A 26,139-nucleotide genomic window follows, 5' to 3' on the forward strand; every position below is an offset into this window, starting at 1 on the left:
CGGCCCTGCCTTTAGCACGTGGCAAGGGCCCGCGCCGCGAACCGAGAAGAACTCCACAGATTCGGCCCCGCTCGACAAGCCCCGTGCTTCGCGCCACTCTGCCGCCATGTCGTCACCGCCCTTCTTCACCATCGGCTATGAACAGGTCTCCTCCGCCGCCGTGCTGGACACGCTGAGCGGCGCCGGCGTGGACCTGCTGGTCGATGTGCGCGCCGTCGCCGCCTCCCGCCGCGCCGGCTTTTCCAAGAGCCACCTCGCTGCCGGCGTGAGCGAGCGCGGCATCGGCTACCTGCATCTGCGCGGCCTCGGCACCCCGGCTGAGGGGCGGCAGGCCGCGCGCAGCGGGCACTATGGCGAGCTGCGGCGCATCTACGACGCCCATCTCGCCACCCCGACTGCGCAGGAGCAGCTCGACGAGCTGACCGCGCTGGTGAAGGCCGGCCGGCGGGTCTGCGTGCTGTGCTTCGAGCGGCATCCCGAGCACTGCCACCGGCAGATGGTCGCCGATCTCATCTGCGAGCGCGTCGGCGTCAGCGTCGAGCATCTGATGGCGCCGCCGGTCTGAACCGGGCACCCACCCTGCGACAAAACGCGGCATGCCGGGGCGTGTATCGCCATCCACGCTCGCCCTTCGGTTGATTGAGGCCAGTCACGGCGGGTGCTCGGATAAGGCGCACTTCCTGAAGCCCCACAACCGTGAGCGCGGCGATGCCCTCTTCGCCGGCGCGTTTACTCGCGCCTCTCCTCGCGGCGACGGTCGCTGCCGCGTGCCCGGCTTCCGACGCGGCAGCCGAGGAGGGCGCGGAGGCGTCGCTGCGACGGCGGCTCTATTTCTACACCGGGATGGATATCGCCCGCGACAATGGCTATGGCTGGGGCGGCATGGCCTGGGCGCCCTTCGCGCCGATGGACCGGGAGGGGCTGCGCCTGCGCACCCAGACCGGCGGCGGGCGCTATGAGTACCGCACCGAGGCCGTGCCGGGCGGCTGGAACAGCGTCGACAAGACCGATGGCGAGGTGCTGCTCGGCTGGCAGTTCCTGCGCGGCCCTCACGCGCTGGCGCTCTATGCCGGGGTCAATGTCATCGACAACCGGCTCGACGCCCCCGATCCCGGTAATCGCGACCAGGGCACGCATTGGGGTGGCAAGGCCGTCGTTGAATGGTTCTACCGCCTTGATGAGCGCTGGACGCTCACCGCCTCGCTCAGCGGCTCCACGGCGGATAGCAGCATCACCGGGCGCGCCACCGCCGGCTGGCGGGTCTTCCCCTGGCTCGATCTCGGCGTCGAGGCCGGGGCCACCTCCGACTGGCCGGACGAGAGCGCCCGGCTCGGCCTGTTCCTCGCCTGCCCACTGCAAGCGGGTGAGTGGCTCGACTGGCAACTGCGCGCCGCCGCCGGCTGGAACTGGAGCGGCGACAGCGACGACAGCCCCTATGGCACGCTGTCCCTGTTCATCCCTTTCTGAGGCGTCGGCTCAGGCGTCCTCCGCCCGCATCGCCTCCAGCGCGGCGGCGGCATCGACATCGGCGGCGGCGGCGATCTCGTGGATTTCCAGCGCCTCAAGGTCCTCGCTCGTGTCGACATCGACAAAGGCGCCCTCCCCCTCCACCGGCAGCTCGACGACGAAATCGGGATTGTCGGCGAGGATGCGACGCGCGCCGACATCGCCTTCCAGCGTCATCAGCGCCGGGAACAGCGCGCGCGCCAGCGCCACCGGGTTGCCGCGACGGCCCTGCCCCACCGGCACCGCAGCCAGCCTCCCCCGCGCGGGATCGAGCGCATCGGCGAGGCGGTCGATGAGAGCAGGCTCCACCTTCGGCATGTCGCCGAGCAGAACCACCACGCGCTCCGTCTCCTTCGGCAGCGCCGCGACGCCGGCGCGCAGCGAGGTGGAGAGGCCGCGCGCGAAATCGGGGTTGGCGGCGAAGGTGACATCGAGCCCGTCGAGCGCCGCCCGCACCAAAGCGTCTTCATGGCCGGTGACCACGATCACCGGCCGCGTCCGTGCCGCCAGCGCCGTCTCCACCACCCGGCGCACCAGCGGCACACCGCCGAGCGGCAGAGTCAGCTTGTGCGACTGCGGCATGCGCGTGCCCTGCCCGGCGGCGAGCACCAGCGCCGCCGGCGGGCGGGCGGGACGGCGGCGCAGTTCGCCGACCAATTGGGCAAGGATCGACACCGCGATCTCCGCCGGCGTCGCCGCGCCGATATCGAGCCCGATTGGCGCGCGGATACGCTCAAGCGCGGCGCGCGACATCCCGCGGCCCGCGAGCCGTTCCAGCCGGCCGGCATGGGATTTACGCGAACCGAGCGCGCCGACATAGAAGCAGCCGGCGCTAAGCGCCGCCTCCAGCGCGGGATCGTCGATCTTCGGGTCATGCGCCAGCGCCGCCACGGCGGTGAACGGGTCGAGAGGCCGCTCGGCCAGCGCATCCTGCGGCCATTGAGCCCGCACATCGACACCGGGAAAGCGCTCGGGCGTCGCGAAGGCGGTGCGCGGGTCGATGATCGTCACCTCGAAGCCGAGCGCTGCCGCCATCGGCGCCAGCGTCTGCGAGATATGCACCGCGCCGGTGATGACGAGACGTGGCGCGGGAAGCTGGACGGTGAGGAACAGCCGCCGTCCCTCCGCCTCCACCCGCCCACTGCGGCCGCTGCGCAGCGCTTCCGCCAGATGCGGCGCCAGCGGATCGGTGCCGGCGTCGCCGGCGCGCACCAGCCGCTGGGCGCCGCCGTCGAGATCGGTGACCAGCACGGCGGCGCGGCGGGCGGCGCGCTCGGCGTTCAGTTCATCGAGCAAGGTGAGGTCCATCAGCCGACCTTCTCGACATAGACGGCGATGCGTCCGCCGCAGGAAAGCCCCACCTCCCAGGCGGTGGCATCGGCGACGCCAAACTCCAGCAGCCGCGCCCGCCCGTCGGCGATCACCTCGGCCGCTTCCGCCACCACCGCGCCCTCGACGCAGCCGCCCGACACCGAGCCGAGGAAATTGCCGTCTTCGTCAATGGCGAGATGACTGCCGACCGGGCGCGGAGCCGATCCCCAGGTCTCGATCACGGTCGCCAGCGCTACACCCCGGCCGTCGCGCCGCCAGCGCGCCGCCATCTGCAGCACATCGTCCTCGCCTGTCAGCATCCACTTCTCCTCATGTCCCGCCGCCCCACTATAACGCGCGGCGGCATCTGTGCCTTGCCGACGGGCGCGGAAACGATCACAAGACCGCGCATGAATTCGCCCCTCCGCACGCCCCTCCCCGCGCCCGAAGCCCCGGCCGCCCGCACCCTGCGCCGCGTGGGGGAATTGGCGCAGGCCGGGCTGGTGACGGCCGAACCGGCGCTGGAAGCGGTGGAAGCGCGCTATGCCGTGGCGGTCACACCGACGCTCGCTGGCCGGATCGACCGAAGCAACCCCGCCGACCCCATCGCCCGGCAGTTCCTGCCCGATGCGCGCGAGCTGGAGACGCGGCCGGAAGAGCGCGACGACCCGATCGGCGACGAGGCGCACAGCCCGGTGCCGGGCATCGTCCACCGCTACCCCGACCGGGTGCTGCTGAAACTGGTGGGGGTCTGCGCCGTCTATTGCCGCTTCTGCTTCCGTCGGGAGATGGTCGGGCCCGGCGCGGAGACCAGCCTGTCCGACGACGCGCTCGACGCCGCCCTCGCCTATATCGCCGGCCGGCCGGAGATATGGGAAGTGGTGCTCACCGGCGGCGATCCGCTGGTCGCCTCGCCGCGACGGCTGGCGGAGCTGATGGCGCGCCTCGCCGCGATTGCGCATGTGAAGATCGTGCGTTTCCACACCCGCGTGCCCGTCGCCGCGCCGGAGCGGATCACCGCCGCGCTGGTGGCGTCGCTGCGCGCACCGGGCGTAACCACCTATGTCGCCATCCATGCCAATCATGCGCGCGAACTCGGCCCCGAGGCGCGCACCGCCCTCGCCCGTCTCGCCGATGCCGGCATCGCGCTGGTGGGGCAGAGCGTCCTGCTCGCCGGGGTCAATGATGAGGCGGAGACGCTCGCCGCGCTGTTCCGCGCGCTGGTGGAATGCCGGGTGAAACCCTATTACCTCCACCATCCCGACCTCGCCCCCGGCACGGCGCATTTCCGCCTGCCCATCAAGCGCGGGCAGGAGCTGATGGCGGCGCTGCGCGGGCGCGTCTCCGGTCTCGCGCTTCCGACCTATGTACTCGACATCCCCGGCGGCCACGGCAAGGTGCCGGTCGGCCCGTCCTATCTGGAACCGGCGCCGGAAGGCTGGCGCGTCACCGATTATTGCGGCGGCGTGCAGGCCTATGGAGAGGGCGTGTGAGCCGCCCGACGCCCGTCGACGTGGTGGTGATCGGCGCCGGCGCCGCCGGGCTGATGTGCGCCATCGAGGCCGGCCGGCGCGGGCGCCGTGTCGTGGTGCTCGATCACGCCCGCGCGCCGGGCGAGAAGATCCGCATTTCCGGCGGCGGGCGTTGCAACTTCACCAATCGCGATGCCGGCCCGCGCAACTATCTCTCCGCCAATCCCGGCTTCGCCATATCGGCGCTGAAGCGCTACAGCGCGCAGGATTTCATCGCCCGTATCGACCGACGCGGCATCGCCTGGCACGAGAAGACGCTCGGCCAGCTCTTCTGCGACGGCTCGGCGCGGCAGGTGGTGGACATGCTCACCGACGATCTGCGCGAGGCCGGCGGCGCGTTGCGGCTGTCAACCGCCATTAGCGACATCGCGCGGGGTGCAGACGGCTTTACGGTGGCGAGCAGCGACGGCGCCTTCGCCTGCCGCTCGCTGGTGATCGCCTCGGGGGGCAAGTCGATCCCGAAAATGGGCGCCACCGGCTTCGGCTATGAGGTGGCGGAGCGCTTCGGGCTAGCGCTGCAGCCCACCCGCCCCGGCTTGGTGCCGCTGACGCTCGACCCCGCGCTGCTGGAACGCCTCGCCCCGCTGGCCGGCGTGGCGGTGGAGGCAAGGGTGAGCCATGGGAAAACGCGGTTCGACGAGGGGCTGCTGTTCACCCATCGCGGCCTGTCAGGACCGGCGATCCTGCAGATTTCCTCCTATTGGCGCCAAGGCGAGGAGATCGCGCTGGCGCTGGCCCCGCAGGTCGACCTGTTCGCCCGGCTGCGCGAGATGCGCGCCGCCAATGGCCGGCAGGCGCCCGCCACCGCGCTCGCAAGCCTGCTGCCCAAGCGCCTCGCCCAGCTTATCGCCGAGCGCGAGGCCGGCCCGGCGAACCTCGCCGACCTCTCCGACAAGGCGCTGCGGCGGATCGAGGCAGCGGTGAATGACTGGCGGCTGAAGCCGACCGGCTCGGAAGGCTACCGCACCGCCGAGGTGACGCTCGGCGGCGTCGACACCGCCGGGCTCGATTCGCGCACGCTGGAAGCGCGCACCGTGCCGGGACTCTATTTCATCGGCGAGGTGGTGGATGTCACCGGCTGGCTCGGCGGCTATAATTTCCAGTGGGCGTGGTCCTCCGGCTGGGTGGCCGGGCAGAACGCCTGAACCGCCTTAGATGGCGAGGAACCCGCGCCCGAGATAGGCGAGCTTGGCCTTGTCCGGGCCGAGCGTCACCGCCTCCACCCGCCCCACCAGCACATCATGGGTGGCGATGGTGCGCGCCTCCACCAGCCGGCACTCGAACACCGCGACCGCCCGCGCGAGGCAGGGCACGCCCAGCGCGCCGTCATGCCACTCGCCGACACCGAACCGTTGGTCGCCCTCCAGCCCGCCACGCCCGCCAAATGCTTCCGCCACCGCCTGCTGTTCGGCGGCGAGCAGGTTCACCGCGAAGCGCCCCGCCTGACGAAAGGCGGGCGCCGAGCGGATGCGGCGGTTGAGGCAGACCAGCAGCGTCGGCGGGCTGTCGGACACCGAGGCAACGGCGGTGGCGGTGAAGCCGGCGCGCCCCTCGGCGCCGCGGGTGGTGATGACATGCACGGCGGCGACGAGGCGGCTCATCGCCTCGCGATAGAGCCCGGCCTCGACCGCGTGACCGGCGTCGTGATGCACCGCCTCATGAGCCTTGGACTGGTCCACTCTGCCCTGCCTCCTGCGCCGGGACGCAGACCGGAGAAACCGGCCCCGCATCTGCGCTGTGCATAACCTCTGGCGGGCGGATTTGGAAACCGCACCTCCGGCGCCCCGTCGACATGACGATGTGAAGACAAAAATGACGGCCGCCGCCACAGGAGTGACGCAGCGTCGTCACATTAACCAGTTGAGTGGCCACAAGATTTATGTTTATAGGTAATTAAATACCCTAATATCATGCTTTTCGATTGATTGCATTTCGTCTTTCGATCGAATTGTATCGGACGAGAGCGCGAGCTAAGACTGAAGGCGCTTGTCGTACGGGCACGGTCATAAACTGTGCAAAAGCCCGGCGGCGGCGCCTTGCGCAAATTCGGCTGAGGGGAGCCGGCACAATCATGGAAATTTTCGTTCAGCAGCTCATCAACGGGCTGACGCTCGGCTCGATCTACGGGCTGATCGCCATCGGCTACACCATGGTGTTCGGCATCATCGGCATGGTGAACTTCGCCCATGGCGACGTGTTCATGGTCTCCGCCTTCATCGCGCTGATCTGCTTCCTGTTGGTCACCACGGTGCTGGGCATCACCTCCATCTTCCTCGCCCTCGCCATCGTGCTTGTCGTGGCGATGTTCTTCACCTCGCTGCTGAACTGGGCGATCGAGCGGGTGGCCTACCGGCCGCTGCGCGGCTCGTTCCGGCTGGCGCCGATGATCTCCGCCATCGGCATGTCCATCTTCCTCGCCAATTTCGTCCAGGTGACGCAGGGCCCGCGCAACAAGCCGATCCCGCCCATGGTCACCGACGTGATCGTGCTGATGGACAATGGCTCCTACCAGGTCACCCTCGCCTGGAAGCAGGTCATCATCATGGTCATCACCGCCGTTCTGCTCGGCGGCTTCTGGTACCTCGTGCAGAAGACCTCGCTCGGCCGCGCCCAGCGCGCCTGCGAACAGGACCGCAAGATGGCGGCGCTGCTCGGCATCAATGTCGATCACACCATCTCGCTGACCTTCGTCATCGGCGCGGCGCTGGCCGCCGTCGCCGGCACGCTCTACCTCATGTATTACGGCGTCGCGAACTTCGCCGACGGCTTCGTGCCCGGCGTCAAGGCCTTCACCGCGGCGGTTCTCGGCGGCATCGGCTCGCTGCCGGGCGCGGTGCTCGGCGGGCTGCTGATCGGGCTCATCGAGACCTTCTGGTCGGCCTATTTCTCCATTGAGTACAAGGACGTGGCGGCGTTCTCCATCCTTGCCATCACGCTCATCTTCATGCCGCAGGGCCTGCTCGGCCGGCCCGAGGTCGAGAAGGTCTGAGGTCGCGCATCATGGCTGTCCAGACCGCCGCTCCCGCTGCGCCCGCGGCCCCGGCCGCCGGCTCCCCGTCACTCCTCGGCCACGCCTTCAAGGACGCGCTGGTCTCCGGCCTGATCGCGCTCGGCCTGTTCGGCCCGCTGATCGGCTTCGAGACCGTCATCATCGACGGCGCGCTGGGGCTTGCCTACCGGCCCTCGCTGCTGGCCATCATGGTCGGCATCATCTTCGTCGGCCGGCTGCTGCTGAACCTCACCGTGTGGTCGCCGAACCGCGCGCCCGCTGTCCGCACCGGCCCGAGCGTGTTCGACCGTGTCGGCCGCGCCGTCGGCCCCGGCGTCAAGCCGGTGCTGCTGGCCTTCGCGGTGGCGTTCCCCGCCATCGCGGTCTTCTCGCTCGGCGGACTGAACGAGAGCCGCTATCTGATCGACCTCGGCATCCTGATCCTCACCTATGTGATGCTCGGCTGGGGGCTCAACATCGTGGTCGGCCTCGCCGGTCTGCTCGATCTGGGCTATGTCGCCTTCTACGCGGTGGGGGCGTACACCTACGCCCTGCTCGCCACCTCGGCGCCGATCAATGATTTCTTCGCCGGCCTGTTCGGCGCGACCTTCTGGGCCAACTGGGCGTTCTGGATCTGCCTGCCCATGGCCGGCATCTTCGCCGGGCTCTGGGGCATGATCCTCGGCTTCCCGGTGCTGCGCCTGCGCGGCGACTATCTCGCCATCGTCACCCTGGCCTTTGGCGAGATCATTCGCCTGGTGCTGATCAACTGGGTCGATTTCACCAATGGCGGCGCCGGCATCGCCTCGATCCCACGCGCGACCTTCTTCGGCATTCCCTTCAATGCCGGGCCGGATGGTTTCGCCGCGCTGTTCGGGCTGCCCTTCAGTCCGATGCACCGCATCGTCTTCCTCTATTTCGTCATCCTGGCGCTGGCGCTGCTCACCGCCTTCGTCACGGTGCGGCTGCGCCGGCTGCCCGTCGGCCGCGCCTGGGAAGCGCTGCGCGAGGACGAGATCGCCTGCCGCTCGCTCGGCATCAACACCACGACGACCAAACTCTCCGCCTTCGCCACCGGCGCGATGTTCGGCGGCTTCGCCGGCTGCTTCTTCGCCGTGCGCGCCGGCTTCGTCAGCCCGGAAAGCTTCACCTTCGACGTGTCGGCGATGATCCTCGCCATCGTCGTGCTCGGCGGCATGGGCTCGCAGATCGGCGTGGCGGTGGCGGCGGCGGTGATGATGGGCGGCATGGAAATGCTGCGCAATCTCGGCTTCCTCAAGCAGGTCTTCGGCAATGATTTCGACCCCAGCCTGTACCGTATGCTGATCTTCGGCTTCGCCATGGTCGCCATCATGGTGTGGAAGCCGCGCGGGCTGGTCTCCACCCGCGACCCGACGATCTTCCTGAAGGAACGCAAGGCCGTTTCCGGCGATCTCGTGAAGGAGGGCCATGGCTGATGGCAACCTCTCCCGCAAATGGCCTCCCGCGCTGGGACGCCGACCCTATCCTCATCGTCGAACACCTGTTCATGCGCTTCGGCGGCCTGATCGCGGTCAACGACCTCAGCTTCAAGGTCGGGCGCGGCGACATCACCGCGCTGATCGGCCCCAACGGCGCCGGCAAGACCACGGTGTTCAACTGCATCACCGGCTTCTACAAGCCGAGCGAGGGGCGCCTCATCCTGGCCCAGGGCCGCGCCCCGACGCCGGACGAGATCGCCGAGGTGACGCGCATCGGCGAACGCTCGCTCACCGGCGGCGGCGCCGGCGTGTACCTGCTGGAGCGCATGCCCGACTACCGGGTGTCCGGCGAGGCAAAGGTCGCCCGCACCTTCCAGAACATCCGCCTGTTCACCGGCATGACCGTGCTGGAAAACCTCATGGTGGCGCAGCACAACGCGCTGATGGCGGCTTCGGGCTATTCGCTCAAGGGGCTGTTCGGCCTGCCGGGCTGGACGAAGGCGCAGAAGGCCGCGACCGCCAAGGCGGAATACTGGCTCGACAAGGTCGGCCTCACCGAGCGCGCCGACGATCCGGCCGGCGACCTGCCCTATGGCGCCCAGCGCCGGCTGGAGATCGCCCGCGCCATGTGCTCGGAACCGATCCTGCTCTGCCTCGACGAGCCCGCCGCCGGCCTCAACCCGCGCGAGAGCCTCGAACTCAACACGCTGCTGCGCGCCATCCGCGCCGAGCACGGCACCTCGATCCTGCTGATCGAGCACGACATGAGCGTGGTGATGGAGATTTCCGATCACGTCGTCGTGCTTGATTACGGCACCAAGATTTCCGACGGCACGCCGGAGGCGGTGAAGAACGATCCGCGCGTCATCGCCGCCTATCTCGGCGTCGACGAGGACGCGATCGAGGAGGTCGAGGCCCAGCTTCACATCGAGCATTCGGCGCCGGGAGCCAGCGCATGAGCGACACTCTCACCGTTCCCGCTGCCGCCCTCGCCGGCGCCGGCCGCACCGAGGCGCCGATGCTGCAGGTGCGCGGGGTCAAGACCTTCTACGGCAACATCATGGCCCTGCGCGGCGTCGATGTGGATGTCTACAAGGGCGAGATCGTCACGCTGATCGGCTCCAACGGCGCCGGCAAGTCGACGCTGATGATGACCATCTTCGGCCAGCCCCGCCCGCGCGAGGGTGCGATCCTGTTCGAGGGCCGGGACATCACCAAGGTGCCGACCCACGAGATCGCGCATCTCAAGATCGCCCAGTCCCCGGAGGGGCGGCGCATCTTCCCGCGCATGAGCGTGTTCGAAAACCTGCAGATGGGCGCGGCGATCGACGGCTTCGCCCATTTCGACGCGGATCTCGACAAGGTCTTCACCCTGTTCCCGCGCCTGAAGGAGCGCATCAACCAGCGCGGCGGCACGCTGTCCGGCGGCGAGCAGCAGATGCTGGCCATCGGCCGGGCGCTGATGAGCCGGCCGCGCCTGCTGATGCTGGACGAGCCCTCGCTCGGCCTCGCGCCGCTGGTGGTGCGGATGATCTTCGACGCCATCCGCGAACTCAACCGCACGGAGGGTCTGACCGTGCTTCTGGTGGAGCAGAACGCCTTCCACGCGCTCAAGCTCGCCCATCGCGGCTATGTCCTTGTCAACGGCGCCATCACCCTCTCCGGCGAGGGTCGTGAGCTGCTGGAGCGCCCGGAAGTACGCGCCGCCTATCTCGAAGGAGGAGCGCACTGATGGCCCCCGCTTCCGGCACCCTCGTCTCCAAGGGCAGTTCGGCGAGCCTCGCCGTGGTGCTGCCGCTGCTGGTCGTCGCCCTCGTCCTCGTGTCGGCCGCGCTGCGGCCGGAACTGGTGGTCGAGGTCTCGCGCGCCGATTTCGTGCTCGTCACCCTGTTCCTCGGCGGCGGCGCGGCATGGCTCACCGGCCGTTCCATCGCCTCCACCTGGCGACCTTACCGGCAGGCGGTGCTCTACGCGCTGCTTCTGGGCTGCGTGGTGCGGTTCTTCCATTTCGCGCTGTTCGAGGGCACGCTGCTCTCGCTGCACTATTTCCTCACCGATACGGCTTTCCTGGTCGCCGTCGCCACGCTCGGCTTCCGCGCCGAGCGGGCCCGGCAGATGGCGACCCGCTATGGCTGGATCTACCGCCAGTCCGGGTTCTTCGGCTGGCTGGAGGACAGTGCCGGCAGCCGTTCCGGCGAACCCTGAGCGGCGCGCCACCATGTTTCGCTTGCTCGTCGACAAGGGCATCGAAAAGGGCATGATAGCGGCCCGGGGCGACAGCTTCCGAGCCGTAAAGACCGTGCTTTCCACCTTCCAGAACCAGGAGAGACGTTCATGAAGAAGCTTCTGATTGCCGGCATGGCATTCAGTGCCATGGTGGCGCTGGCCGCTCCGGCGTCGGCGCAGATCAAGGTCGGTGTCGGCGGTCCGATGACCGGCCCGAACGCCACTTTCGGCGCCCAGCTCAAGAACGGCGCCGAACAGTGGGCCGCGGACGTGAATGCCAAGGGCGGCATTCTCGGCCAGAAGGTCGAGCTCATCATCGGCGACGACGCCTCCAAGCCCGAGCAGGGCGTGTCGGTGGCCAACAAGTTCATCTCCGATGGCGTGAAGGTGGTCCTCGGCCACTTCAACTCCGGCGTGTCGATCCCGGCCTCCGAGCAATATGCCGAAGCCGGCATCCTCCAGCTCACCCCGGCCTCGACCAACCCGACCTTCACCGAGCGCGGCCTGACCACCGTGTTCCGCGTCTGCGGCCGCGACGACCAGCAGGGCGCCGTCGCCGGCGACTACATCGCCAAGAACCTGAAGGACAAGAAGGTCGCGATCGTTCACGACAAGACCCCCTACGGCAAGGGGCTGGCGGACGAGACCCAGAAAGCCATGAATGCCGCCGGCATCACGGAAGTGGTCTATGAAGGCATCAACCCGGGCGAGAAGGACTATTCCGCGCTCGTGTCGAAGCTGAAGGCGGCTAATGTCGACGTGCTGTACTATGGCGGCCTGCACACGGAAGCCGGCCTGCTGGTGCGCCAGATGCGCGACCAGGGCATGGAGACCGTGCTGTTCTCCGGCGACGGCATCACCGACAAGGAGTTCTGGACCATTGCCGGTCCGGGCGCCGCCGGCACGCTGATGACCTTCGGCCCCGATCCGCGCAACAGCCCCGCCGCTGCCGCAGTGGTCGAGGAGTTCAAGAAGAAGGGCATCGACCCGGAAGGCTACGTGCTCTACACCTATGCTGCCGGTCAGGTGTTCGCGCAGGCGGCCGAGGCGACCAAGTCGCTCGATAACGCCAAGCTCGCCGAATACATCCACTCCGGCGCCACCTTCAAGACCGTGCTGGGCGACCTGACCTTCGACAAGAAGGGCGACCGCACCACGCTCGACTACGTGCTGTACGTCTGGAAGGACGGCGGCTACTCGCAGATGTGAGCCGCACCGCCGCGCCTCCGCGCAGTGCCCGGTCTTTCTGCCGACATGACGAAACCCGCCGGAGCGATCCGGCGGGTTTTGCTTTGGCCGGTCCGGCGCAGGCGGCAATGTCAGCCGAAGCTGGACAGTGCGGGGAAGGTTTCCAGCAGCCAGAAGCTCACCTGCGCCATCCAGCCGGAGAGGAAGCCGATGCCGGTCAGCACGAGGAGCGCGCCCATCACCTTTTCCACCATCGGCAGGTAGCGCCGGGCATGTCCGAGCACGCCGAGCGCCGGCCGCGCCATCGCCGCCACCGCGAGGAAGGGCACGCCGAGCCCGGCGGAATAGACCGCCAGCAGCCCGGCCCCATGGGTCAGCGTCTGCTCGCTCGCCGCAACGGCGAGGATCGCCGCCAGCACCGGGCCGATGCAGGGGGTCCAGCCGAAGGCGAAGGCAAGGCCCATCACATAGGCGCCGAGAAAGGTGGAGGGCGCATCGACATGCACGCGCTTGGTGCGGGTCAGCCAGCCAAAGCGCAGGATGCCGAGAAAATGCAGGCCCATCAGCAGGATGGCGACACCCGCGACCATGGCGAGTTCCTGCGAGTAATAGCGCAGATACGCCCCCGCCACCGACGCCCCCGCCCCCAGCGCCACAAACACCGTGGAGAAGCCGGCGACGAACAGCGCCGCCGCCCCCAGCGTTCGCCGTGCGGCGGCATCGGTCGGCGCCTTGTGGGTGATCTGGTCGAGACTGGTGCCGGCGAGGTAGCACAGATAGGGCGGCACCAGCGGCAGCACGCAGGGCGAGGCAAAGCTGGCGATACCGGCCAGGAAGGCAGCCGGGAGAGTGACGTCGGCCATGAAATGAGCAACCCTAGCCGTGATCGAGGCTTCCCAATGCACCGCCCGCCCGGCGCGTGCAATGCGGCGCCTTGGCCTCTACCCGTGATGTGATGCCGCGAGGGCGGCGCCGTAAGCGAGAACCCGCATGCGAAACCTGATCACCGATGTGCCCGGCCTCGCGGTCGGCCACGCCACCGACCTCGCCCTCGCCTCCGGCGTCACCGTGGTGCTGTTCGATGAGCCGGCCGTCGCCTCGGTGGATGTGCGCGGCGGCGGGCCGGGCACGCGCGAGACCGACCTTCTGGCGCCGGACGAGACCGTGGGAGCTATCCACGCGCTCACCCTCTCGGGCGGCTCCGCCTTCGGTCTCGACGCCGCCGGCGGGGTGGCGGCGGCGCTGGCGGAGCGCGGCATCGGCTTCCCCGTCGGCGAGGCGCGCGTGCCGATCGTGCCCGGGGCGGTGCTGTTCGATCTTCTCAATGGCGGCGACAAGAACTGGGGCCGCTTCCCACCCTATCGCGATCTCGGCTATGCCGCCGCCAATGCGGCAGGTCTGGATTTTCCGCTGGGCACCATCGGCGCCGGCACCGGGGCGACGACGGTCGACCTCAAAGGGGGCCTCGGTTCGGCCTCGATGCTGTCGCCTACCGGCCACATGGTCGGCGCGCTTGTGGCGGTCAATGCCTGCGGCGCGACCAACTTCCCCGGGGGCGCGCATTTCTGGGCGGCGCCCTTCGAGCAGGACGGCGAATTTGGCGGCCTCGGCCTGCCCAATCCCCTGCCCCCGCTGCCTAAGCGGCCAGCGCTGAAGGGGCTGCCGCCGGGCGCCAACACCACCATCGCCATCGTCGCCACCGACGCGGTTCTCACCAAGGCGCAGTGCAAAAGACTTGCGGTCATGGCGCATGATGGGTATGCACACGCCATCTGGCCGGTCCATTCACCGCTCGATGGCGACACGATCTTCGCCGCGGCCACGAGCAAGAACCCCCTCGCCGATCCGATCTTCGATCTCGCGCTGATCGGCGACACTGTGGTTCGAACCCTCGCCCGCGCCTGTGCCCGGGCGGTTTACGAGGCGGTCGCCCTTCCGCAGCCGGGAACCCTTCCCGCCTGGCGCGACCGCTGGGGGCATGGCCCCTGATCCCCGACGCATACCCGCCTCCGGGTCAGACAGAGGAACAGATCGCTGACTACCGACTCCCCGGCTTCGCCACCCTTCTTTTTGCCCGTCGCGCCTGCCACTTTTCTGTCGTATTTGCAGCCCGACTTGTCGCTTCTGTCCAATCTGCATGGCTGCCATGCGCCTGACACTCACCTCAACAATGAGGGGAGCGCATGAGCGAGAAGAAGCCACGCATCCGGGTTCGCGGCCTCACCAAGATTTTCGGCGATGAGCAGAACACCGCCCTGCCGCTGCTGCAGGCCGGCAAGAGCCGCGACGAGGTGCAGCAGGCCACGGGCGCCGTCATCGGCCTGCAGGATGTCACCTTCGATGTCGACGAGGGCGAAATCCTGATCGTGATGGGCCTGTCGGGATCAGGCAAGTCGACCTGCCTGCGCTGCATCAACCGGCTGATCGAGCCGACCGCCGGCTCGGTCCATATTGACGACACCGATGTCACCGCGCTCGGCGAGCGGGAACTGATGCAGTTGCGCCGCACCCGCTTCGGCATGGTGTTCCAGCAATTCGCGCTGTTTCCCCACCGCACCATCCTGCGCAATGTCGAATATGGCCTCGAAGTCCAGGGCGTGGCGCCCGGGGCGCGGCGCGACAAGGCGCTCGCCGCCATCGAGACGGTGGGGCTGAAAGGCTGGGACCAGCACTTTCCCTCGCAGCTTTCCGGCGGCATGCAGCAGCGCGCCGGCCTCGCCCGCGCGCTGGCGCTGGACCCCGACGTGCTGCTGATGGACGAGGCATTCAGTGCGCTCGACCCCCTGATCCGCCGCGACATGCAGCAGGAACTCGTCGCGCTGCAGAAGCGGCTGAAGAAGACCATCGTCTTTGTGAGCCACGATCTCGATGAGGCCATCGCGCTTGGCGGGCGGATCGTGCTGATGAAGGACGGGCGCGTGGTGCAGCAGGGCACCGCCGCCGATTTCCTCGCCGACCCGGCGGATGAATATGTGCGCCGCTTCGTCGCCCATATCGACGTGCTCGGCGTCGTCACCGCAGGCGACGCGATGCGCCCGCCGGCGGCGGTGCGCCCCTGGCAGAGCAGCGCGGCGGAAGCGCTGTCGGTCCTCACCCAGTCCGGCGAGCCCGTCGTCACCGTGGTGTGCGAGCAGGGCCGCTTCCAGGGCACGGTCGATGCCGACACGCTCCAGCGCGCCGGCACGACGGAACTGCGCCTGCTGCTGAGCGACCGCGACGCCTATGTGCCGCGCACCGCCACGCTCAACGAGGCCGTGGCCCGCCTTGCCTCCGGACGCGGCGAGATCGCTGTCACCGGGCCCGATGGCGAACTTTTCGGCGTCATCGCCAATGCCGACCTCGTCGCCGCCCTCGCGCGGCGGCGGGCCGAGACGGCGCACTGACCGGAGGCGATGATGGACTTCGACGTTCCCCGCATTCCCCTCGCCGAATGGTGCGACATCGCCCTCGACTGGGCGACGGCGCATTTCTCCGGCGTCACCCGCGCGCTCAGCGCGGTGGTCGGCACCGCCATCGAATCGACCACCGATTTTCTCGTCGGACTGCCGCCCTGGCTGGTCATCCTCGCCTGCGGGCTGCTGGTGTGGCGCCTCACAAGCTGGCGCATCGCCCTCGGCACCATCCTCGGCTTCGCCTTTCTGTGGAACCTCGAACTGTGGCGGGCGACGCTGCAATCGCTGGTGCTGGTGCTGGTGTCGACGCTGTTCGCCCTCGCCATCGGCATTCCGATCGGCGTCGCGGCGGCGCTGAGCAAGCGGTTCTGGCGCGTCGTCGGGCCGGCGCTCGACATGATGCAGACCATGCCGAGCTTCGTCTATCTGATCCCCGCCATTCCGTTCTTCGGCCTGGGGGCGGTCTCGGCCTGCTTCGCCACCATCGTCTTCGCCATGCCGCCGACTATCCGGCTGACCGCGCTCGGCATCCTGCAGACGCCGCCGGAGCTGGTGGAGGCGGCCGACGCCTTCGGCTCCAGCCGCTGGCAGAAACTGTTCAAGATCCAGCTACCGCTGGCCATCCCCACCATCATGGCGGGTGTCAACCAGACGATCATGCTGGCCCTCTCCATGGTCGTCATCGCCGCGATGATCGGCGCCGGCGGCCTCGGCGGCGAGGTGTGGCGGGCGATCCAGCGGCTGGAGGCGGGCCAGGGCTTCCAGGCCGGCATCGCCATCGTGGTGCTGGCCGTCATCCTCGACCGCATCACCCAGCACATCGCCCGGCACATGCGCCGCGACCGCCAGCAGGGCTGACCCTTCGCCAACGGAAGCACAACCTGACTTCCGACCTCACAACCCTCGAGTGGAGAAACGCAATGGCATTCCTCACAAAATTCCTGAAAACGGCCGCCATCGCCGCCACCGCGCTCGGCCTCGCCGCCGGCGCGGCCCAGGCGGAGAAGAAGGATCTCACCCTCGCCTATGTCGAATGGTCCGACACCGTCGTCGCCACCAACATCGTCAAGACGGTGCTGGAAGACGCCGGCTACAAGGTGAAGCTGGTCCCGCTCTCCGGTGCCGCCATGTGGCAGGCGGTGGCGAGCGGCGAGGCGGATGCCATGGTTGCCGGCTGGCTGCCGGCGACGCATGAGGCCTACAATGCCAAGCTGAAGGACAAGGTGGTCAACCTTGGCCCGAATTTGTCCGGCGCCAAGATCGGCTGGGCGGTGCCGACCTATGTCGACATCACCTCGATCGAGGACATCAACAAGGACCCGGCCAAGTTCGGCGGCAAGGTCATCGGCATCGACCCCGGCGCGGGGCTGATGAAGGCCTCGGAAAAGGCGATCAAGGATTACGACCTGAAGGTGAAGCTGGTCGAGGGCTCGGACGCCACCATGGTCGCCGCGCTGAAGGACGCCTACGCCAAGAAGGAGCCGATCATCATCACCACCTGGACGCCGCACTGGATGTTCGCCGAGTGGGATCTGAAGTACCTCGCCGACCCGAAGAACGTGTTCGGCGGCGAGGAGACGGTCAACACCATCGTCTCCACCAAGCTGAAGGAAGAGGCTCCGGAAGCCTACAAGATCCTCGACAATTTCAACCTGTCGCTCGACGACGAGCAGAAGGTGATGGTCGAGAACAACAAGCCCGGCGCCGATCCCGCCGCCACCGCCAAGGCCTGGGTCGCCGCCAACAAGGCCAAGGTCGACGCCTGGATGAAGTGAGGCGGATGGGCGGCCCTGCGGGCAGCCTCCCCGGGATCGACGCGGCAGCGTCGCCGTGAACACGCGCGCCGCGCCCATCTTGGTGAACGCACCCGGCCGGCCTTCCGGCCGGGTGAGCCTCCCCTGGGGCGGCCGGCCGGAAGGCCGGCCGCCCATTTTGTCAGGCCGGCATCAGGGGCACGGCTCCCAGAAGCCCTGGGTGCGCTGCGGATTGGTGTAGTACCAGCAGTAATTCGGCTGCGGCAGCGGGCCGGCCAGATTGGCGGCGGCCACGCCGGTGAGGAAGCCGAGCGCGGCACCGGCCGCGACCGCGCCGCCCGGCGGCCAATAGGGCTTCGGATTGACCACCACCACGCCGCCACCGCGCGGCACCGGGCCGTAATAGCGGCCGGGGCCGTAATAATGGCCGGGGCTCCGCCAGGCGCCTCCCCACGCCGCGCCGCAACCATGCGCGCCGCAGCCGGCCGCGCGCCAGGCGCTGGCCTCCTGCACCGTGCCGATCAGGCCGACACCCGACAGCATCGCCAGCGCGGCGAGCATGCTCTTCTTCATCATGACATGTCCCTCCTGAGGGTCCCCCACCGCTGCTGCCTCGCGCGCGGTGGATTCGAGGCGGTAATGGGACGCTTTTTATTCCCCTGCGGCAATAAGGGAGTTCCACCAAAGGGCGCCCAGCGTCGCCAATCGCCCCTTGATTGGAATGCGAACAATTCAAAATTACATTTATTTTCAATAACTTAGAGTCGTTAGTCGTTCATGGTGGCGAATATTGGTGCTATCGCACGCCCGGGTCGGAGTTCGGAAATACTCCGACACATTCCCAGGAGAGTGCACATGAGACGCGCCGTACTTCCCGTGATGTTCGCGGCCACGGTGAGTCTGCCGGCGGTAGCCGAACCACGGGGCATTTCCCCCGCTTCGGTGGAAGCCACGCTCGGCAGCGTTGGAAGCGAAGCCTTTGGCAGCTTTGATCTGTTCCTGCCCCTGCTGGGCGACAGCGACCGGCTGCTGTTCCTCGACGCCCGCGCCAGCTTCGGCAGCGAACAGGAGATCGAGCAGGGCTCGCTCGGCTTCGGCTATCGTTTCCGCCACGACAATGGCTGGGTCTACGGGATCAACGGCTATTTCGACTATCTCAACAGCACCTATGACAACGACTTCACCCAGATTGGCCTTGGCGTCGAGGCGTTGAGCCAGGATTGGGAACTGCGCGCCAATGGCTATCTGCCCGTCGGCGATGTCGAGGCGGCGCTCGCCAGCGCCAATGCCGCGCTGATCGAAGCCGGGCGGCTGGTGTTCCGCGCCGGCGAGGAAACCGCGCTGCAGGGATTTGACGGCGAGATCGGCTATCGCCTGCCCTTCCTCTCACCGGACGATCTCACCCAGATCAAGCTGTTCGCCGGCGGCTACTGGTACACCGGCGAGGATGTGGAGGACGTGCCGGGCGTCTCCGCGCGGGTCGAGCTTTCCCGTGCCGGCCTTCCCGCCTTCGGCAATGGCTCGCGCCTCACCCTCATTGCCGGCCTGACCTATGACGAGCAGTACGACACGCAGGGCATCTTCCTCGCCCGGCTGCGCGTCCCGCTCGGCGACACGGCGGGCCAGGCGCCCTATGATCCGCTCTACCGCCGGGTCGAGCGCTCCGACGCCATCCGCACCCATGTCGGCGCCACCGGCGCGGCGGAAGCGGCGGTCTATGCCGAGACCGGCGCGGTGGCCGGGCGCGTGGTCGCCATCGGCGCGGGCGACGATGCCGGCACCATCAACGACCGTCTTGCGAGCGCGGGCAATGGCGCGCTGGTGCTTGCCAGCGGCACGATCAATGTCGATTCCACCGTCTCGCTCGGTGCTGGCCAGTTCATGCTCGGCGGCGGCGGCGCACTTGCCGTGCGCGGCGCGGTGAGTGGCGGCACCGCCGTCTTCCGCAACGCCCTGCCGGCGGCGCGGCTCACCGGCACCGACCCGCTCGACGATGTCGTCTCGCTCGAAGGCGACCGCAGCGCGGTGGCGGCGCTTTCCATCCGTGGCGGCCGTTCCGGCGTGGTGGCGCAGGGCGTCTCCGGCATCGTGATGCGCGATCTCGACATCGCAGACACCCAGGAGCACGGCATCGCCCTCGACACGGTCGCCGGCGCCACGATCAGCGCCACCCGCATCCACGATCTCGCCTTCTGCGAGAACAACACCGAATGCGAATGGTCGATCTTCGACCCGAATGTCGTGCGCAATGCCGGCATCGCCGCGCTCGCGGTGGAAGACCTCACCCTGCGCAATGTGGCGATGGAGAATGTCACCTACGGCCTCTTTGTCGGCAGCCGCTATGAGGAGATCGACTGGGAGAACACCATCACCGGCCAGAGCGGCAACCTCACCGTCGAGAACCTCTCCATCGTCAACAGCCGCCGTGAGGGCATTCTGCTGGTTGGCGTCGACGGCGCGGCACTGCGCGGCATCGCCATCGACAATTCCGCCATGGACCGCTCCATGGACCTGATCGTGCTGCAGAAGACGGCGCATGCCACGCTCGACGACCTCACCCTGAAGGGCGGCATCAACGGGCTGATGTTCGCCTCGTCCTTCAACTTGCCGGGCGAGACCACGGACATTGCCGTGAGCAATGCCTTCATCGAGGAGACCTACCGCGCCGGCATCTTCCTCAACCCGTCGAGCGACATCAGCTTCACCAATGTGACCATCTCGAACCCCGGCAGCTATGGCGTCTATTTCTATGGCGACGCCTATGGCTTCGCCGGCGGGCCGGTGACCGGGGTGAGCTTCACCGATGTCGAGGTGATCGCCAGCGGCAGTTCCGCCGTCTATGTCTCGGGTCCGATCCAGGACATTTCCGGCAATATCGCCACAACCGACGTGCCCGCCCCCTGCTCGGCCGATGCCGGCCAATGGTCCGGCACCGAGCTGACGCAGACCGGCGGGCAGGTCTTCGCCATTGGCGGCGCCACGGTGCCGGCCGGCACGCTCTCCGCCTCCTGCGGCCTTTAGGCCCCACGCGGGCCGGGACGGCATTGCCGCCCCGGCCCCATGATGCTACGCCCCGGCAAACAGCCGGAGCCCCCGCCATGATCACTCGCCCGCTGATCCTCTCCCCCTCCATCCTCGCCTGCGACTTCGCCCGCTTCGGCGAGGAAGTGCGCGCGGTCGATGCCGCCGGTGCCGACTGGATCCATATCGACGTGATGGACGGGCATTTCGTGCCCAACATCTCCTTCGGTCCTGACGTGGTGAAGGCGGTGCGTCCCTATTCCGACAAGCCCTTCGACGTGCATCTGATGATCGCGCCGGCCGACCCCTATCTCGAAGCCTTCGCCAAGGCGGGCGCGGACCACATCACCGTTCATGCCGAAGCCGGCCCGCATCTGCACCGCTCGCTGCAGGCGATCCGTGCGCTGGGCAAGAAGGCCGGCGTCGCGCTCAACCCCGCCACCCCGGCGAACGCGGTGGAGCATGTGCTCGATCTCATCGACGTGATCATCGTCATGACGGTGAACCCCGGCTTTGGCGGCCAGGCCTTCATCCCCTCGGTCATGGACAAGGTGGTGCAGCTTTCAGCCATGGTCGGCGAGCGGCCGATCCATATCGAGATCGACGGCGGCGTGACCAAGGATACCGCCGCCGCCTGCATCAAGGCCGGCGCCAATGCGCTGGTCGCCGGCTCCGCCGTGTTCAAGGGCGGCGCGGACGCCTATGCCGGCAATATCGACGCCATCCGCAGCGCCGCCCTGCGCGCGCGGGGCGAACTGGTGTAGGGCGTCAGGCGGGGGCGCCGTTTGTCGTCCCTGCGCCTTTCTGCTAGAGCGCGGGCAATCCTGTCGCTGCCGAAAGAGACCGCCCGTGATCCCGCGCTATACACGCCCCGAAATGGCTGCCATCTGGGAGCCGCAGACCCGCTTCCGCATCTGGTTCGAGATCGAGGCGCACGCCACCGACGCGCTGGCGGAAATCGGCGTGGTGCCGAAGGAAGCGGCGGCCAAGATCTGGGAAATGGCGAAGGACGCGACCTTCGATGTCGAACGCATCGACGAGATCGAGGCCGTCACCAAGCATGACGTCATCGCCTTTCTGACCCATCTGGCCGAGATTGTCGGCCCGGAAGCGCGCTTCGTGCATCAGGGCATGACTTCGTCGGACGTGCTCGACACCTGCCTGTCGGTGCAGTTGGTGCGCGCCGCCGATATCCTGATCAAGGATGTGGACCGGCTGCTGGCGGCGCTGGAAGCCCGCGCTTTCGAGCACAAGCTCACCCCCACCATCGGCCGCTCGCACGGCATCCATGCCGAGCCGACCACCTTCGGCCTCAAGCTCGCCCAGGCCCATGCCGAGTTCCAGCGCAACCGCGCCCGCCTCGTCGCCGCGCGCGAGGAAGTCGCCACCTGCGCCATCTCCGGCGCGGTCGGCACCTTCGCGCAGATCGACCCGCGGGTGGAGGAACATGTCGCGGCGAAGATGGGGCTGACCGTCGAGCCGGTCTCCACCCAGGTGATCCCGCGCGACCGCCACGCCGCCTATTTCGCCGCGCTCGGCGTTGTCGCCTCCTCGATGGAGCGGGTGGCGATCGAGATCCGCCATTTGCAGCGCACCGAGGTTCTGGAAGCCGAGGAGTTCTTCTCCGCCGGCCAGAAGGGCTCCTCGGCCATGCCGCACAAGCGCAACCCGGTGCTGACCGAGAACATCACCGGCCTCGCCCGCCTCGTGCGCGGCATGGTCACCCCGGCGCTGGAGAATGTGGCGCTGTGGCACGAGCGGGATATTTCCCACTCCTCGGTGGAGCGGATGATCGGCCCGGATGCCACCGTCACGCTCGATTTCGCGCTGAACCGGCTGGCCGGCGTGATCGAGAAGCTGGTGGTCTATCCCGAGAACATGCAGAAGAATCTCGATCGGCTCGGCGGGCTGGTGCATTCCCAGCGCGTGCTGCTGGCGCTGACCCAGAAGGGCGCCAGCCGCGAGGACGCCTATCGCCTCGTGCAGCGCAACGCCATGCCGGTCTGGCGCGGCGAAGGCGAGTTCCAGAAGCTGCTGAACGCCGACCCCGAGGTGCGTCAGTATCTGTCGGAAGAGGAGATCGCCGAGAAATTCGACCTCGGCTACCACCTCAAGCATGTCGACACGATCTTCCAGCGGGTATTCGGCCGGAGCTGAGAGCGACCGCGCATTCATATAGAAAAGAGGCCGGGTCTCCCCGGCCTCTGTCGTTTTGAAGAACGATGCGGGGCGCTCAGCGCCAGCCGCCGCGCCCGCCGCCGCCAAAGCCGCCGCCGCGCACGATCATCGGGCGCCCGCCCATGCCGGGACGACCGCCCCAGCCGGGCCGTCCACCCCAGCCCGGACGGCCAGGACGCGGGCCGGCCCAACCCGGACGGCCGGGCCTCGGCCCCCAGCCCGGACGCGGACCCCAGCCGGGACGCGGGCCCCAGCCGGGACGCGGGCCCCAACCCGGGCGCGGGCCCCAGCCGGGGCGGCCCCACCATACCGGGCGCGGACGCCAGCCCGGACCGTACCAGCCCCAGCCGGGGCCGGGCCCATAATAACCGCCGCCCCAGCCCGGGCCCCAGGCCGAGCCCGCCACCGCGCCCAGCGCGAAAGCCCCGACGCCCAGGGCGACATCGTTCTCGACATAGCCGGGATTGACCACCACCGTCTGGCCGCCGCCGGCGAGATAACTGGCGCTCACCCAGCCGCCGGCCGCCTGGCACCAATTGCCCCGGCAGGCGCCGACATTCACCCGCGTGCCGCCCGGCAGCGTGCCGATGACGCGGTAATTGGTGCCAGGGCCGGAGCGTATATTGAGATCGCGCGTCACCACCGCCGCCGAGGCGGCCGTGAATGCCGCCCCGCCGACCAGCAGGCCGGCCGCCAGAGCCAGCGCCTTCATGATTTTCTGCATGTGAACCTCCCTGCGGGAGCGTCCGGCACATGTTTCCGGCGGACCCGCTCGCTATCCATCTTCGGTAGCAATCGAATCCGGCGAAATTGGTTGCATTACCTAAATGGAATGCCGTCAGCCGGGGATGGGGGCCGGCAGGCCGCGCGGCCTTCATTGCCCCCTGCCGTGCCCTGCCCCCGCGACAGGACAGCCGGCCCACGCCTCCGGGCGCGACCGCCCGGGCATCGCCCCGTGGGGGCGGGCGAAGGGCCGCGGGCGAAGGGCCTCAGCCCTCCTGCTTCAGCGTCGCGATCGCCTCGGCGAGCAGTTCGTCCATGGTGCGGCGGATACGGTGCTCGGACACGTCGAGGCCCTTGGCGTCGAAATCCGCCTTCAGCTTGCGGTAGACATCCTCGTCGCCGGCCTCTTCAAGGTCCGCCGCCACGACGGTGCCGGCATAGGCGTTCGCCTCCTCGCCGGCGAGGCCGAGCTTCTCGGCCGCCCACAGGCCCAGCGCCTTGTTGCGGCGGGCCAGCGCCTTGAAGCGCAGATTCTGGTCGTGGGCGTACTTGGCCTCGAACGCGTCTTCGCGGTTGTCGAACGTGCTCATCTGGTCGCCCCGTGTGGTAGGAAAAGCGCGGCTTGATTATCGCGACCCTGCACCCAAATCAACGCCCGGCACCATTGCGGAGATCACCTAGGGCAATGTGACGCTCATCCCGAAGGCGGGCGCGGCTGCCCCGCGCCACTTGCCGGTGGATGGCGCCGCCCCGCCGCTGCAATGCGGCGCCAAAGCTGCGGCGGCGTTTGTATCCGCCCCCCCGATGCGATAGTGTCGGCCGCGAGGGTGCCCGCGCCATGCGAGACGAATCGTCAGAGCGCGGAGAGTTCGCGCAGACGCGGCGCCCCCAGCCGTGAACCCGGAACCGGAGCCCCGGCATCCTAATGGACTTCCTCAACCGACGGTACCCACCCATGAGCCGCCGCCGCCGCATTTATGAAGGTAAGGCGAAGGTCCTCTATGAAGGCCCTGAGCCCGGCACACTGATCCAGCACTTCAAGGACGACGCCACCGCCTTCAACAACAAGAAGCACGACGTCATCGACGGCAAAGGCGTGCTGAACAACCGCATCTCGGAATATGTCTTCCTCAAGCTGAACGAGATCGGCGTCCCCACGCATTTCATCAAGCGGCTGAACATGCGCGAGCAGCTCATCCGCGAGGTCGAGATCATCCCGCTCGAAGTCGTGGTGCGCAACGTCGCCGCCGGCTCGCTGTCGACCCGCCTCGGCATCGAGGAAGGCACGCAGCTTCCGCGCTCGATCATCGAGTTCTATTACAAGAACGACGCGCTCAACGATCCGCTGGTTTCCGAAGAGCACATCACCGCCTTTGGCTGGGCCACCACCCAGGAAATCGACGACATCATCGCCCTGGCGATCCGCGTCAACGATTTCCTGTCCGGCCTCTTCCTCGGCGTCGGCATCCGTCTCGTCGACTTCAAGATGGAATGCGGCCGCCTGTGGGAAGGCGACATGATGCGCATCGTCGTCGCCGACGAGATCAGCCCGGATTCCTGCCGGCTGTGGGACATCAAGTCGAACGACAAGCTCGACAAGGACCGCTTCCGCCGCGACATGGGCGGGCTGGTGGAGGCCTATTCCGAGGTCGCCCGCCGCCTCGGCATCATGACCGAGAATGAGCGCATTCAGCCGGGTGGCCCGGTACTGGTGAAATCCGAGCCCGACGAGTGACCATGCCGGATGCGGAATGTCCTGCCCTCGGGTCAGCCATTCCGCATTCGAGCATTGAGCCGTTCGCGGCCAGATGGTAGGCGGGGGCCTCAAAGCCCCCGTTTCTGTTTTTCGGTGCTTCTGTCGCACGAACCTCCCCGAGAGTGATCCATGAAGGCGCGCGTCCTCGTCACCCTGAAATCCGCCGTGCTCGACCCGCAGGGCAAGGCCATCGAGGGCGCCCTGCGCTCGCTCGGCGTTCCCGGCGTCTCCAGCGTCCGCCAGGGCAAGGTCTTCGATGTCGAGCTGGAAACCGGCGATGCCGCCAAGGCCGAGGCGACGCTGAAGGACGCCTGCGAGAAGCTGCTCGCCAATACGGTGATCGAATCCTACCGCATCGAACTGGTGGGCTGACGCCGATGAAAGCCGCCGTCCTCGTTTTCCCCGGCTCCAACCGCGAGGGCGACGTTGCACGCGCCCTGGAACTGGTTTCGGGCGTCAAGCCGGCCATGGTCTGGCACGCCGACACCGCCCTGCCCGCCGGCACCGACCTTGTCGTGCTGCCGGGCGGCTTCTCCTATGGCGACTATCTGCGCTGCGGCGCCATCGCCGCCCGCGCCGCCATCATGGAGGCGGTGCGCGCCCATGCCGCCCGCGGCGGGCTGGTGCTCGGCATCTGCAACGGCTTCCAGATTCTGTGCGAGAGCGGGCTGCTGCCGGGCGTGCTGGTGCGCAATGCCCGGCTGCGCTTCATCTGCCGCGAGGCGCTGCTGAAGGTGGAGCGCAACGACACCCCCTTCACCCGCCGCTACGCGCGCGGCGCCATCGTGCGCTTCCCCGTCGCCCATGGCGAGGGCAACTACACCGCCGACGCCACCACGCTGAAGAAGCTGGAGGATGAGGGCCGGGTGCTGTTCCGCTATGTCATGCCCGACGGCCACCGCGACGACGCGCAGGTGCTGAACGGCGCCGCCAATTCCATCGCCGGCATCGTCTCCGAGAAGCTCAACGTGCTCGGGCTGATGCCGCACCCGGAAAACCATGTGGACCCGCAGGTCGGCCCGACCGACGGGCGCGCTTTGTTCGAGAGCCTCGTCGGCGTGCTGGAGAAGGCGTGACCCCGCCTGCCCCGCCCTGCCCGACCG

General features: G+C 68.3%; 27 protein-coding genes. 20 read left to right on the forward strand and 7 right to left on the reverse strand.

Annotated elements, in window-relative coordinates; translation table 11 throughout:
* The first annotated feature begins 106 nt into the window (after window positions 1-106).
* Both AAC979_RS09995 and bcsS read left to right on the forward strand, forming a co-directional pair.
* On the forward strand, window positions 107-565 hold the full coding sequence (locus AAC979_RS09995) for a DUF488 family protein (protein WP_371346682.1): 459 nt from the start codon (window positions 107-109) through the stop codon (window positions 563-565).
* A 143-nt stretch (window positions 566-708) separates the two neighbouring features.
* Entirely contained in the window at window positions 709-1,467 is a 759-nt protein-coding gene (bcsS, locus tag AAC979_RS10000; protein WP_371346683.1) for a cellulose biosynthesis protein BcsS, read from the forward strand.
* Window positions 1,468-1,476: 9 nt separating this feature from the next.
* On the opposite strand, the gene AAC979_RS10005 is transcribed toward bcsS, so the two are convergent.
* Window positions 1,477-2,814: an XdhC family protein gene (locus AAC979_RS10005; RefSeq protein ID WP_371346684.1), complete on the reverse strand. Its 1,338-nt coding sequence runs from the start codon at window positions 2,812-2,814 to the stop codon at window positions 1,477-1,479.
* Window positions 2,814-3,137 (reverse strand): XdhC family protein, encoded by a 324-nt coding sequence (locus AAC979_RS10010; RefSeq protein ID WP_371346685.1) that lies wholly within the window; start codon window positions 3,135-3,137, stop codon window positions 2,814-2,816. The genes AAC979_RS10005 and AAC979_RS10010 overlap by 1 nt, the downstream gene beginning before the upstream one ends.
* Window positions 3,138-3,227: 90 nt before the next feature.
* On the opposite strand from AAC979_RS10010, the gene AAC979_RS10015 reads away from it, so the two are divergent.
* The gene (locus AAC979_RS10015) at window positions 3,228-4,310 is read left to right on the forward strand and encodes a lysine-2,3-aminomutase-like protein (protein WP_371346686.1); all 1,083 of its coding nucleotides are present in this window, start codon (window positions 3,228-3,230) and stop codon (window positions 4,308-4,310) included.
* A 53-nt stretch (window positions 4,311-4,363) separates the two neighbouring features.
* Window positions 4,364-5,494, forward strand: coding sequence for an NAD(P)/FAD-dependent oxidoreductase (locus tag AAC979_RS10020; RefSeq protein WP_371349036.1), 1,131 nt, complete (start codon window positions 4,364-4,366; stop codon window positions 5,492-5,494).
* A gap of 6 nt (window positions 5,495-5,500) precedes the next feature.
* Here AAC979_RS10020 and AAC979_RS10025 read toward each other — a convergent pair whose 3' ends face one another.
* Complete coding sequence (locus AAC979_RS10025) at window positions 5,501-6,028, reverse strand: flavin reductase (RefSeq protein WP_371346687.1); 528 nt, start codon at window positions 6,026-6,028, stop codon at window positions 5,501-5,503.
* Between the two features lie 392 nt (window positions 6,029-6,420).
* Here AAC979_RS10025 and AAC979_RS10030 point away from each other — a divergent pair, with 392 nt between their 5' ends.
* The 6 genes from AAC979_RS10030 (at window position 6,421) to AAC979_RS10055 (ending at window position 12,233) form a co-directional block, all read left to right on the forward strand.
* The gene (locus AAC979_RS10030) at window positions 6,421-7,338 is read left to right on the forward strand and encodes a branched-chain amino acid ABC transporter permease (protein WP_371346688.1); all 918 of its coding nucleotides are present in this window, start codon (window positions 6,421-6,423) and stop codon (window positions 7,336-7,338) included.
* An 11-nt stretch (window positions 7,339-7,349) separates the two neighbouring features.
* The gene (gene livM / locus AAC979_RS10035) at window positions 7,350-8,795 is read left to right on the forward strand and encodes a high-affinity branched-chain amino acid ABC transporter permease LivM (protein WP_371346689.1); all 1,446 of its coding nucleotides are present in this window, start codon (window positions 7,350-7,352) and stop codon (window positions 8,793-8,795) included.
* The gene (locus tag AAC979_RS10040; RefSeq protein ID WP_371346690.1) at window positions 8,795-9,757 is read left to right on the forward strand and encodes an ABC transporter ATP-binding protein; all 963 of its coding nucleotides are present in this window, start codon (window positions 8,795-8,797) and stop codon (window positions 9,755-9,757) included. Before livM ends, AAC979_RS10040 begins: the two co-directional genes overlap by 1 nt.
* Window positions 9,754-10,530: an ABC transporter ATP-binding protein gene (locus AAC979_RS10045; protein ID WP_371346691.1), complete on the forward strand. Its 777-nt coding sequence runs from the start codon at window positions 9,754-9,756 to the stop codon at window positions 10,528-10,530. Before AAC979_RS10040 ends, AAC979_RS10045 begins: the two co-directional genes overlap by 4 nt.
* A 101-nt stretch (window positions 10,531-10,631) precedes the next feature.
* Window positions 10,632-11,003 carry a DUF6867 family protein gene (locus AAC979_RS10050; RefSeq protein WP_371349037.1) on the forward strand — a complete coding sequence of 124 codons (372 nt, stop codon included), beginning with the start codon at window positions 10,632-10,634 and terminating at the stop codon, window positions 11,001-11,003.
* A 129-nt stretch (window positions 11,004-11,132) separates the two neighbouring features.
* The gene (locus tag AAC979_RS10055) at window positions 11,133-12,233 is read left to right on the forward strand and encodes a branched-chain amino acid ABC transporter substrate-binding protein (RefSeq protein ID WP_371346692.1); all 1,101 of its coding nucleotides are present in this window, start codon (window positions 11,133-11,135) and stop codon (window positions 12,231-12,233) included.
* A gap of 110 nt (window positions 12,234-12,343) precedes the next feature.
* Here AAC979_RS10055 and AAC979_RS10060 read toward each other — a convergent pair whose 3' ends face one another.
* The gene (locus AAC979_RS10060) at window positions 12,344-13,075 is read right to left on the reverse strand and encodes a cytochrome c biogenesis CcdA family protein (RefSeq protein ID WP_371346693.1); all 732 of its coding nucleotides are present in this window, start codon (window positions 13,073-13,075) and stop codon (window positions 12,344-12,346) included.
* A 127-nt stretch (window positions 13,076-13,202) separates the two neighbouring features.
* Here AAC979_RS10060 and AAC979_RS10065 point away from each other — a divergent pair, with 127 nt between their 5' ends.
* The 4 genes from AAC979_RS10065 to AAC979_RS10080 all read left to right on the forward strand — a co-directional run bounded on the left by AAC979_RS10065 (window position 13,203) and on the right by AAC979_RS10080 (window position 17,379).
* Window positions 13,203-14,201, forward strand: a complete 999-nt coding sequence (locus AAC979_RS10065; protein ID WP_371346694.1) for a P1 family peptidase — start codon at window positions 13,203-13,205, stop codon at window positions 14,199-14,201.
* Window positions 14,202-14,395: 194 nt separating this feature from the next.
* On the forward strand, window positions 14,396-15,595 hold the full coding sequence (locus AAC979_RS10070; protein ID WP_371346695.1) for a glycine betaine/L-proline ABC transporter ATP-binding protein: 1,200 nt from the start codon (window positions 14,396-14,398) through the stop codon (window positions 15,593-15,595).
* Between the two features lie 12 nt (window positions 15,596-15,607).
* Window positions 15,608-16,462, forward strand: a complete 855-nt coding sequence (locus AAC979_RS10075; RefSeq protein ID WP_371346696.1) for an ABC transporter permease — start codon at window positions 15,608-15,610, stop codon at window positions 16,460-16,462.
* Between the two features lie 62 nt (window positions 16,463-16,524).
* Window positions 16,525-17,379 (forward strand): glycine betaine ABC transporter substrate-binding protein, encoded by an 855-nt coding sequence (locus AAC979_RS10080; RefSeq protein ID WP_371346697.1) that lies wholly within the window; start codon window positions 16,525-16,527, stop codon window positions 17,377-17,379.
* A gap of 171 nt (window positions 17,380-17,550) precedes the next feature.
* Here AAC979_RS10080 and AAC979_RS10085 read toward each other — a convergent pair whose 3' ends face one another.
* Window positions 17,551-17,934, reverse strand: a complete 384-nt coding sequence (locus tag AAC979_RS10085; RefSeq protein ID WP_371346698.1) for a hypothetical protein — start codon at window positions 17,932-17,934, stop codon at window positions 17,551-17,553.
* Between the two features lie 279 nt (window positions 17,935-18,213).
* Here AAC979_RS10085 and AAC979_RS10090 point away from each other — a divergent pair, with 279 nt between their 5' ends.
* The 3 genes from AAC979_RS10090 to purB all read left to right on the forward strand — a co-directional run bounded on the left by AAC979_RS10090 (window position 18,214) and on the right by purB (window position 22,536).
* Entirely contained in the window at window positions 18,214-20,379 is a 2,166-nt protein-coding gene (locus AAC979_RS10090; protein WP_371346699.1) for an inverse autotransporter beta domain-containing protein, read from the forward strand.
* 77 nt (window positions 20,380-20,456) lie between these two features.
* Entirely contained in the window at window positions 20,457-21,143 is a 687-nt protein-coding gene (gene rpe, locus AAC979_RS10095) for a ribulose-phosphate 3-epimerase (protein ID WP_371346700.1), read from the forward strand.
* 85 nt (window positions 21,144-21,228) lie between these two features.
* The gene (purB, locus tag AAC979_RS10100; protein WP_371346701.1) at window positions 21,229-22,536 is read left to right on the forward strand and encodes an adenylosuccinate lyase; all 1,308 of its coding nucleotides are present in this window, start codon (window positions 21,229-21,231) and stop codon (window positions 22,534-22,536) included.
* A gap of 76 nt (window positions 22,537-22,612) precedes the next feature.
* On the opposite strand, the gene AAC979_RS10105 is transcribed toward purB, so the two are convergent.
* Window positions 22,613-23,281 carry an SH3 domain-containing protein gene (locus AAC979_RS10105; protein WP_371346702.1) on the reverse strand — a complete coding sequence of 223 codons (669 nt, stop codon included), beginning with the start codon at window positions 23,279-23,281 and terminating at the stop codon, window positions 22,613-22,615.
* Between the two features lie 265 nt (window positions 23,282-23,546).
* Window positions 23,547-23,870 carry a DUF1476 domain-containing protein gene (locus AAC979_RS10110; RefSeq protein ID WP_371346703.1) on the reverse strand — a complete coding sequence of 108 codons (324 nt, stop codon included), beginning with the start codon at window positions 23,868-23,870 and terminating at the stop codon, window positions 23,547-23,549.
* Window positions 23,871-24,205: 335 nt separating this feature from the next.
* Between AAC979_RS10110 and purC the strand changes: the two genes are divergently transcribed.
* The 3 genes from purC to purQ all read left to right on the forward strand — a co-directional run bounded on the left by purC (window position 24,206) and on the right by purQ (window position 26,112).
* Window positions 24,206-25,015, forward strand: a complete 810-nt coding sequence (purC, locus tag AAC979_RS10115) for a phosphoribosylaminoimidazolesuccinocarboxamide synthase (protein WP_371346704.1) — start codon at window positions 24,206-24,208, stop codon at window positions 25,013-25,015.
* 150 nt (window positions 25,016-25,165) lie between these two features.
* Window positions 25,166-25,408 carry a phosphoribosylformylglycinamidine synthase subunit PurS gene (gene purS / locus AAC979_RS10120; protein WP_307018430.1) on the forward strand — a complete coding sequence of 81 codons (243 nt, stop codon included), beginning with the start codon at window positions 25,166-25,168 and terminating at the stop codon, window positions 25,406-25,408.
* Between the two features lie 5 nt (window positions 25,409-25,413).
* The gene (gene purQ, locus AAC979_RS10125) at window positions 25,414-26,112 is read left to right on the forward strand and encodes a phosphoribosylformylglycinamidine synthase subunit PurQ (protein ID WP_307018432.1); all 699 of its coding nucleotides are present in this window, start codon (window positions 25,414-25,416) and stop codon (window positions 26,110-26,112) included.
* Window positions 26,113-26,139: the final 27 nt, after the last annotated feature.

The sequence above is a fragment of the Ancylobacter sp. IITR112 genome (assembly GCF_041415945.1).
Lineage (GTDB): Bacteria > Pseudomonadota > Alphaproteobacteria > Rhizobiales > Xanthobacteraceae > Ancylobacter.

What these genes read in the sequence shown, in the direction of transcription:
- AAC979_RS09995 (WP_371346682.1), top strand. Translation starts at nt 107, where the DNA reads ATGTCGTCACCGCCCTTCTTCACCATCGGCTATGAACAGGTCTCCTCC.
- bcsS (WP_371346683.1), top strand. Translation starts at nt 709, where the DNA reads ATGCCCTCTTCGCCGGCGCGTTTACTCGCGCCTCTCCTCGCGGCGACG.
- AAC979_RS10005 (WP_371346684.1), bottom strand. Translation starts at nt 2,814, where the DNA reads ATGGACCTCACCTTGCTCGATGAACTGAACGCCGAGCGCGCCGCCCGC.
- AAC979_RS10010 (WP_371346685.1), bottom strand. Translation starts at nt 3,137, where the DNA reads ATGCTGACAGGCGAGGACGATGTGCTGCAGATGGCGGCGCGCTGGCGG.
- AAC979_RS10015 (WP_371346686.1), top strand. Translation starts at nt 3,228, where the DNA reads ATGAATTCGCCCCTCCGCACGCCCCTCCCCGCGCCCGAAGCCCCGGCC.
- AAC979_RS10020 (WP_371349036.1), top strand. Translation starts at nt 4,364, where the DNA reads ATGTGCGCCATCGAGGCCGGCCGGCGCGGGCGCCGTGTCGTGGTGCTC.
- AAC979_RS10030 (WP_371346688.1), top strand. Translation starts at nt 6,421, where the DNA reads ATGGAAATTTTCGTTCAGCAGCTCATCAACGGGCTGACGCTCGGCTCG.
- livM (WP_371346689.1), top strand. Translation starts at nt 7,350, where the DNA reads ATGGCTGTCCAGACCGCCGCTCCCGCTGCGCCCGCGGCCCCGGCCGCC.
- AAC979_RS10040 (WP_371346690.1), top strand. Translation starts at nt 8,795, where the DNA reads ATGGCAACCTCTCCCGCAAATGGCCTCCCGCGCTGGGACGCCGACCCT.
- AAC979_RS10045 (WP_371346691.1), top strand. Translation starts at nt 9,754, where the DNA reads ATGAGCGACACTCTCACCGTTCCCGCTGCCGCCCTCGCCGGCGCCGGC.
- AAC979_RS10055 (WP_371346692.1), top strand. Translation starts at nt 11,133, where the DNA reads ATGAAGAAGCTTCTGATTGCCGGCATGGCATTCAGTGCCATGGTGGCG.
- AAC979_RS10060 (WP_371346693.1), bottom strand. Translation starts at nt 13,075, where the DNA reads ATGGCCGACGTCACTCTCCCGGCTGCCTTCCTGGCCGGTATCGCCAGC.
- AAC979_RS10065 (WP_371346694.1), top strand. Translation starts at nt 13,203, where the DNA reads ATGCGAAACCTGATCACCGATGTGCCCGGCCTCGCGGTCGGCCACGCC.
- AAC979_RS10070 (WP_371346695.1), top strand. Translation starts at nt 14,396, where the DNA reads ATGAGCGAGAAGAAGCCACGCATCCGGGTTCGCGGCCTCACCAAGATT.
- AAC979_RS10075 (WP_371346696.1), top strand. Translation starts at nt 15,608, where the DNA reads ATGGACTTCGACGTTCCCCGCATTCCCCTCGCCGAATGGTGCGACATC.
- AAC979_RS10080 (WP_371346697.1), top strand. Translation starts at nt 16,525, where the DNA reads ATGGCATTCCTCACAAAATTCCTGAAAACGGCCGCCATCGCCGCCACC.
- AAC979_RS10085 (WP_371346698.1), bottom strand. Translation starts at nt 17,934, where the DNA reads ATGATGAAGAAGAGCATGCTCGCCGCGCTGGCGATGCTGTCGGGTGTC.
- AAC979_RS10090 (WP_371346699.1), top strand. Translation starts at nt 18,214, where the DNA reads ATGAGACGCGCCGTACTTCCCGTGATGTTCGCGGCCACGGTGAGTCTG.
- rpe (WP_371346700.1), top strand. Translation starts at nt 20,457, where the DNA reads ATGATCACTCGCCCGCTGATCCTCTCCCCCTCCATCCTCGCCTGCGAC.
- AAC979_RS10105 (WP_371346702.1), bottom strand. Translation starts at nt 23,281, where the DNA reads ATGCAGAAAATCATGAAGGCGCTGGCTCTGGCGGCCGGCCTGCTGGTC.
- AAC979_RS10110 (WP_371346703.1), bottom strand. Translation starts at nt 23,870, where the DNA reads ATGAGCACGTTCGACAACCGCGAAGACGCGTTCGAGGCCAAGTACGCC.
- purC (WP_371346704.1), top strand. Translation starts at nt 24,206, where the DNA reads ATGGACTTCCTCAACCGACGGTACCCACCCATGAGCCGCCGCCGCCGC.
- purS (WP_307018430.1), top strand. Translation starts at nt 25,166, where the DNA reads ATGAAGGCGCGCGTCCTCGTCACCCTGAAATCCGCCGTGCTCGACCCG.
- purQ (WP_307018432.1), top strand. Translation starts at nt 25,414, where the DNA reads ATGAAAGCCGCCGTCCTCGTTTTCCCCGGCTCCAACCGCGAGGGCGAC.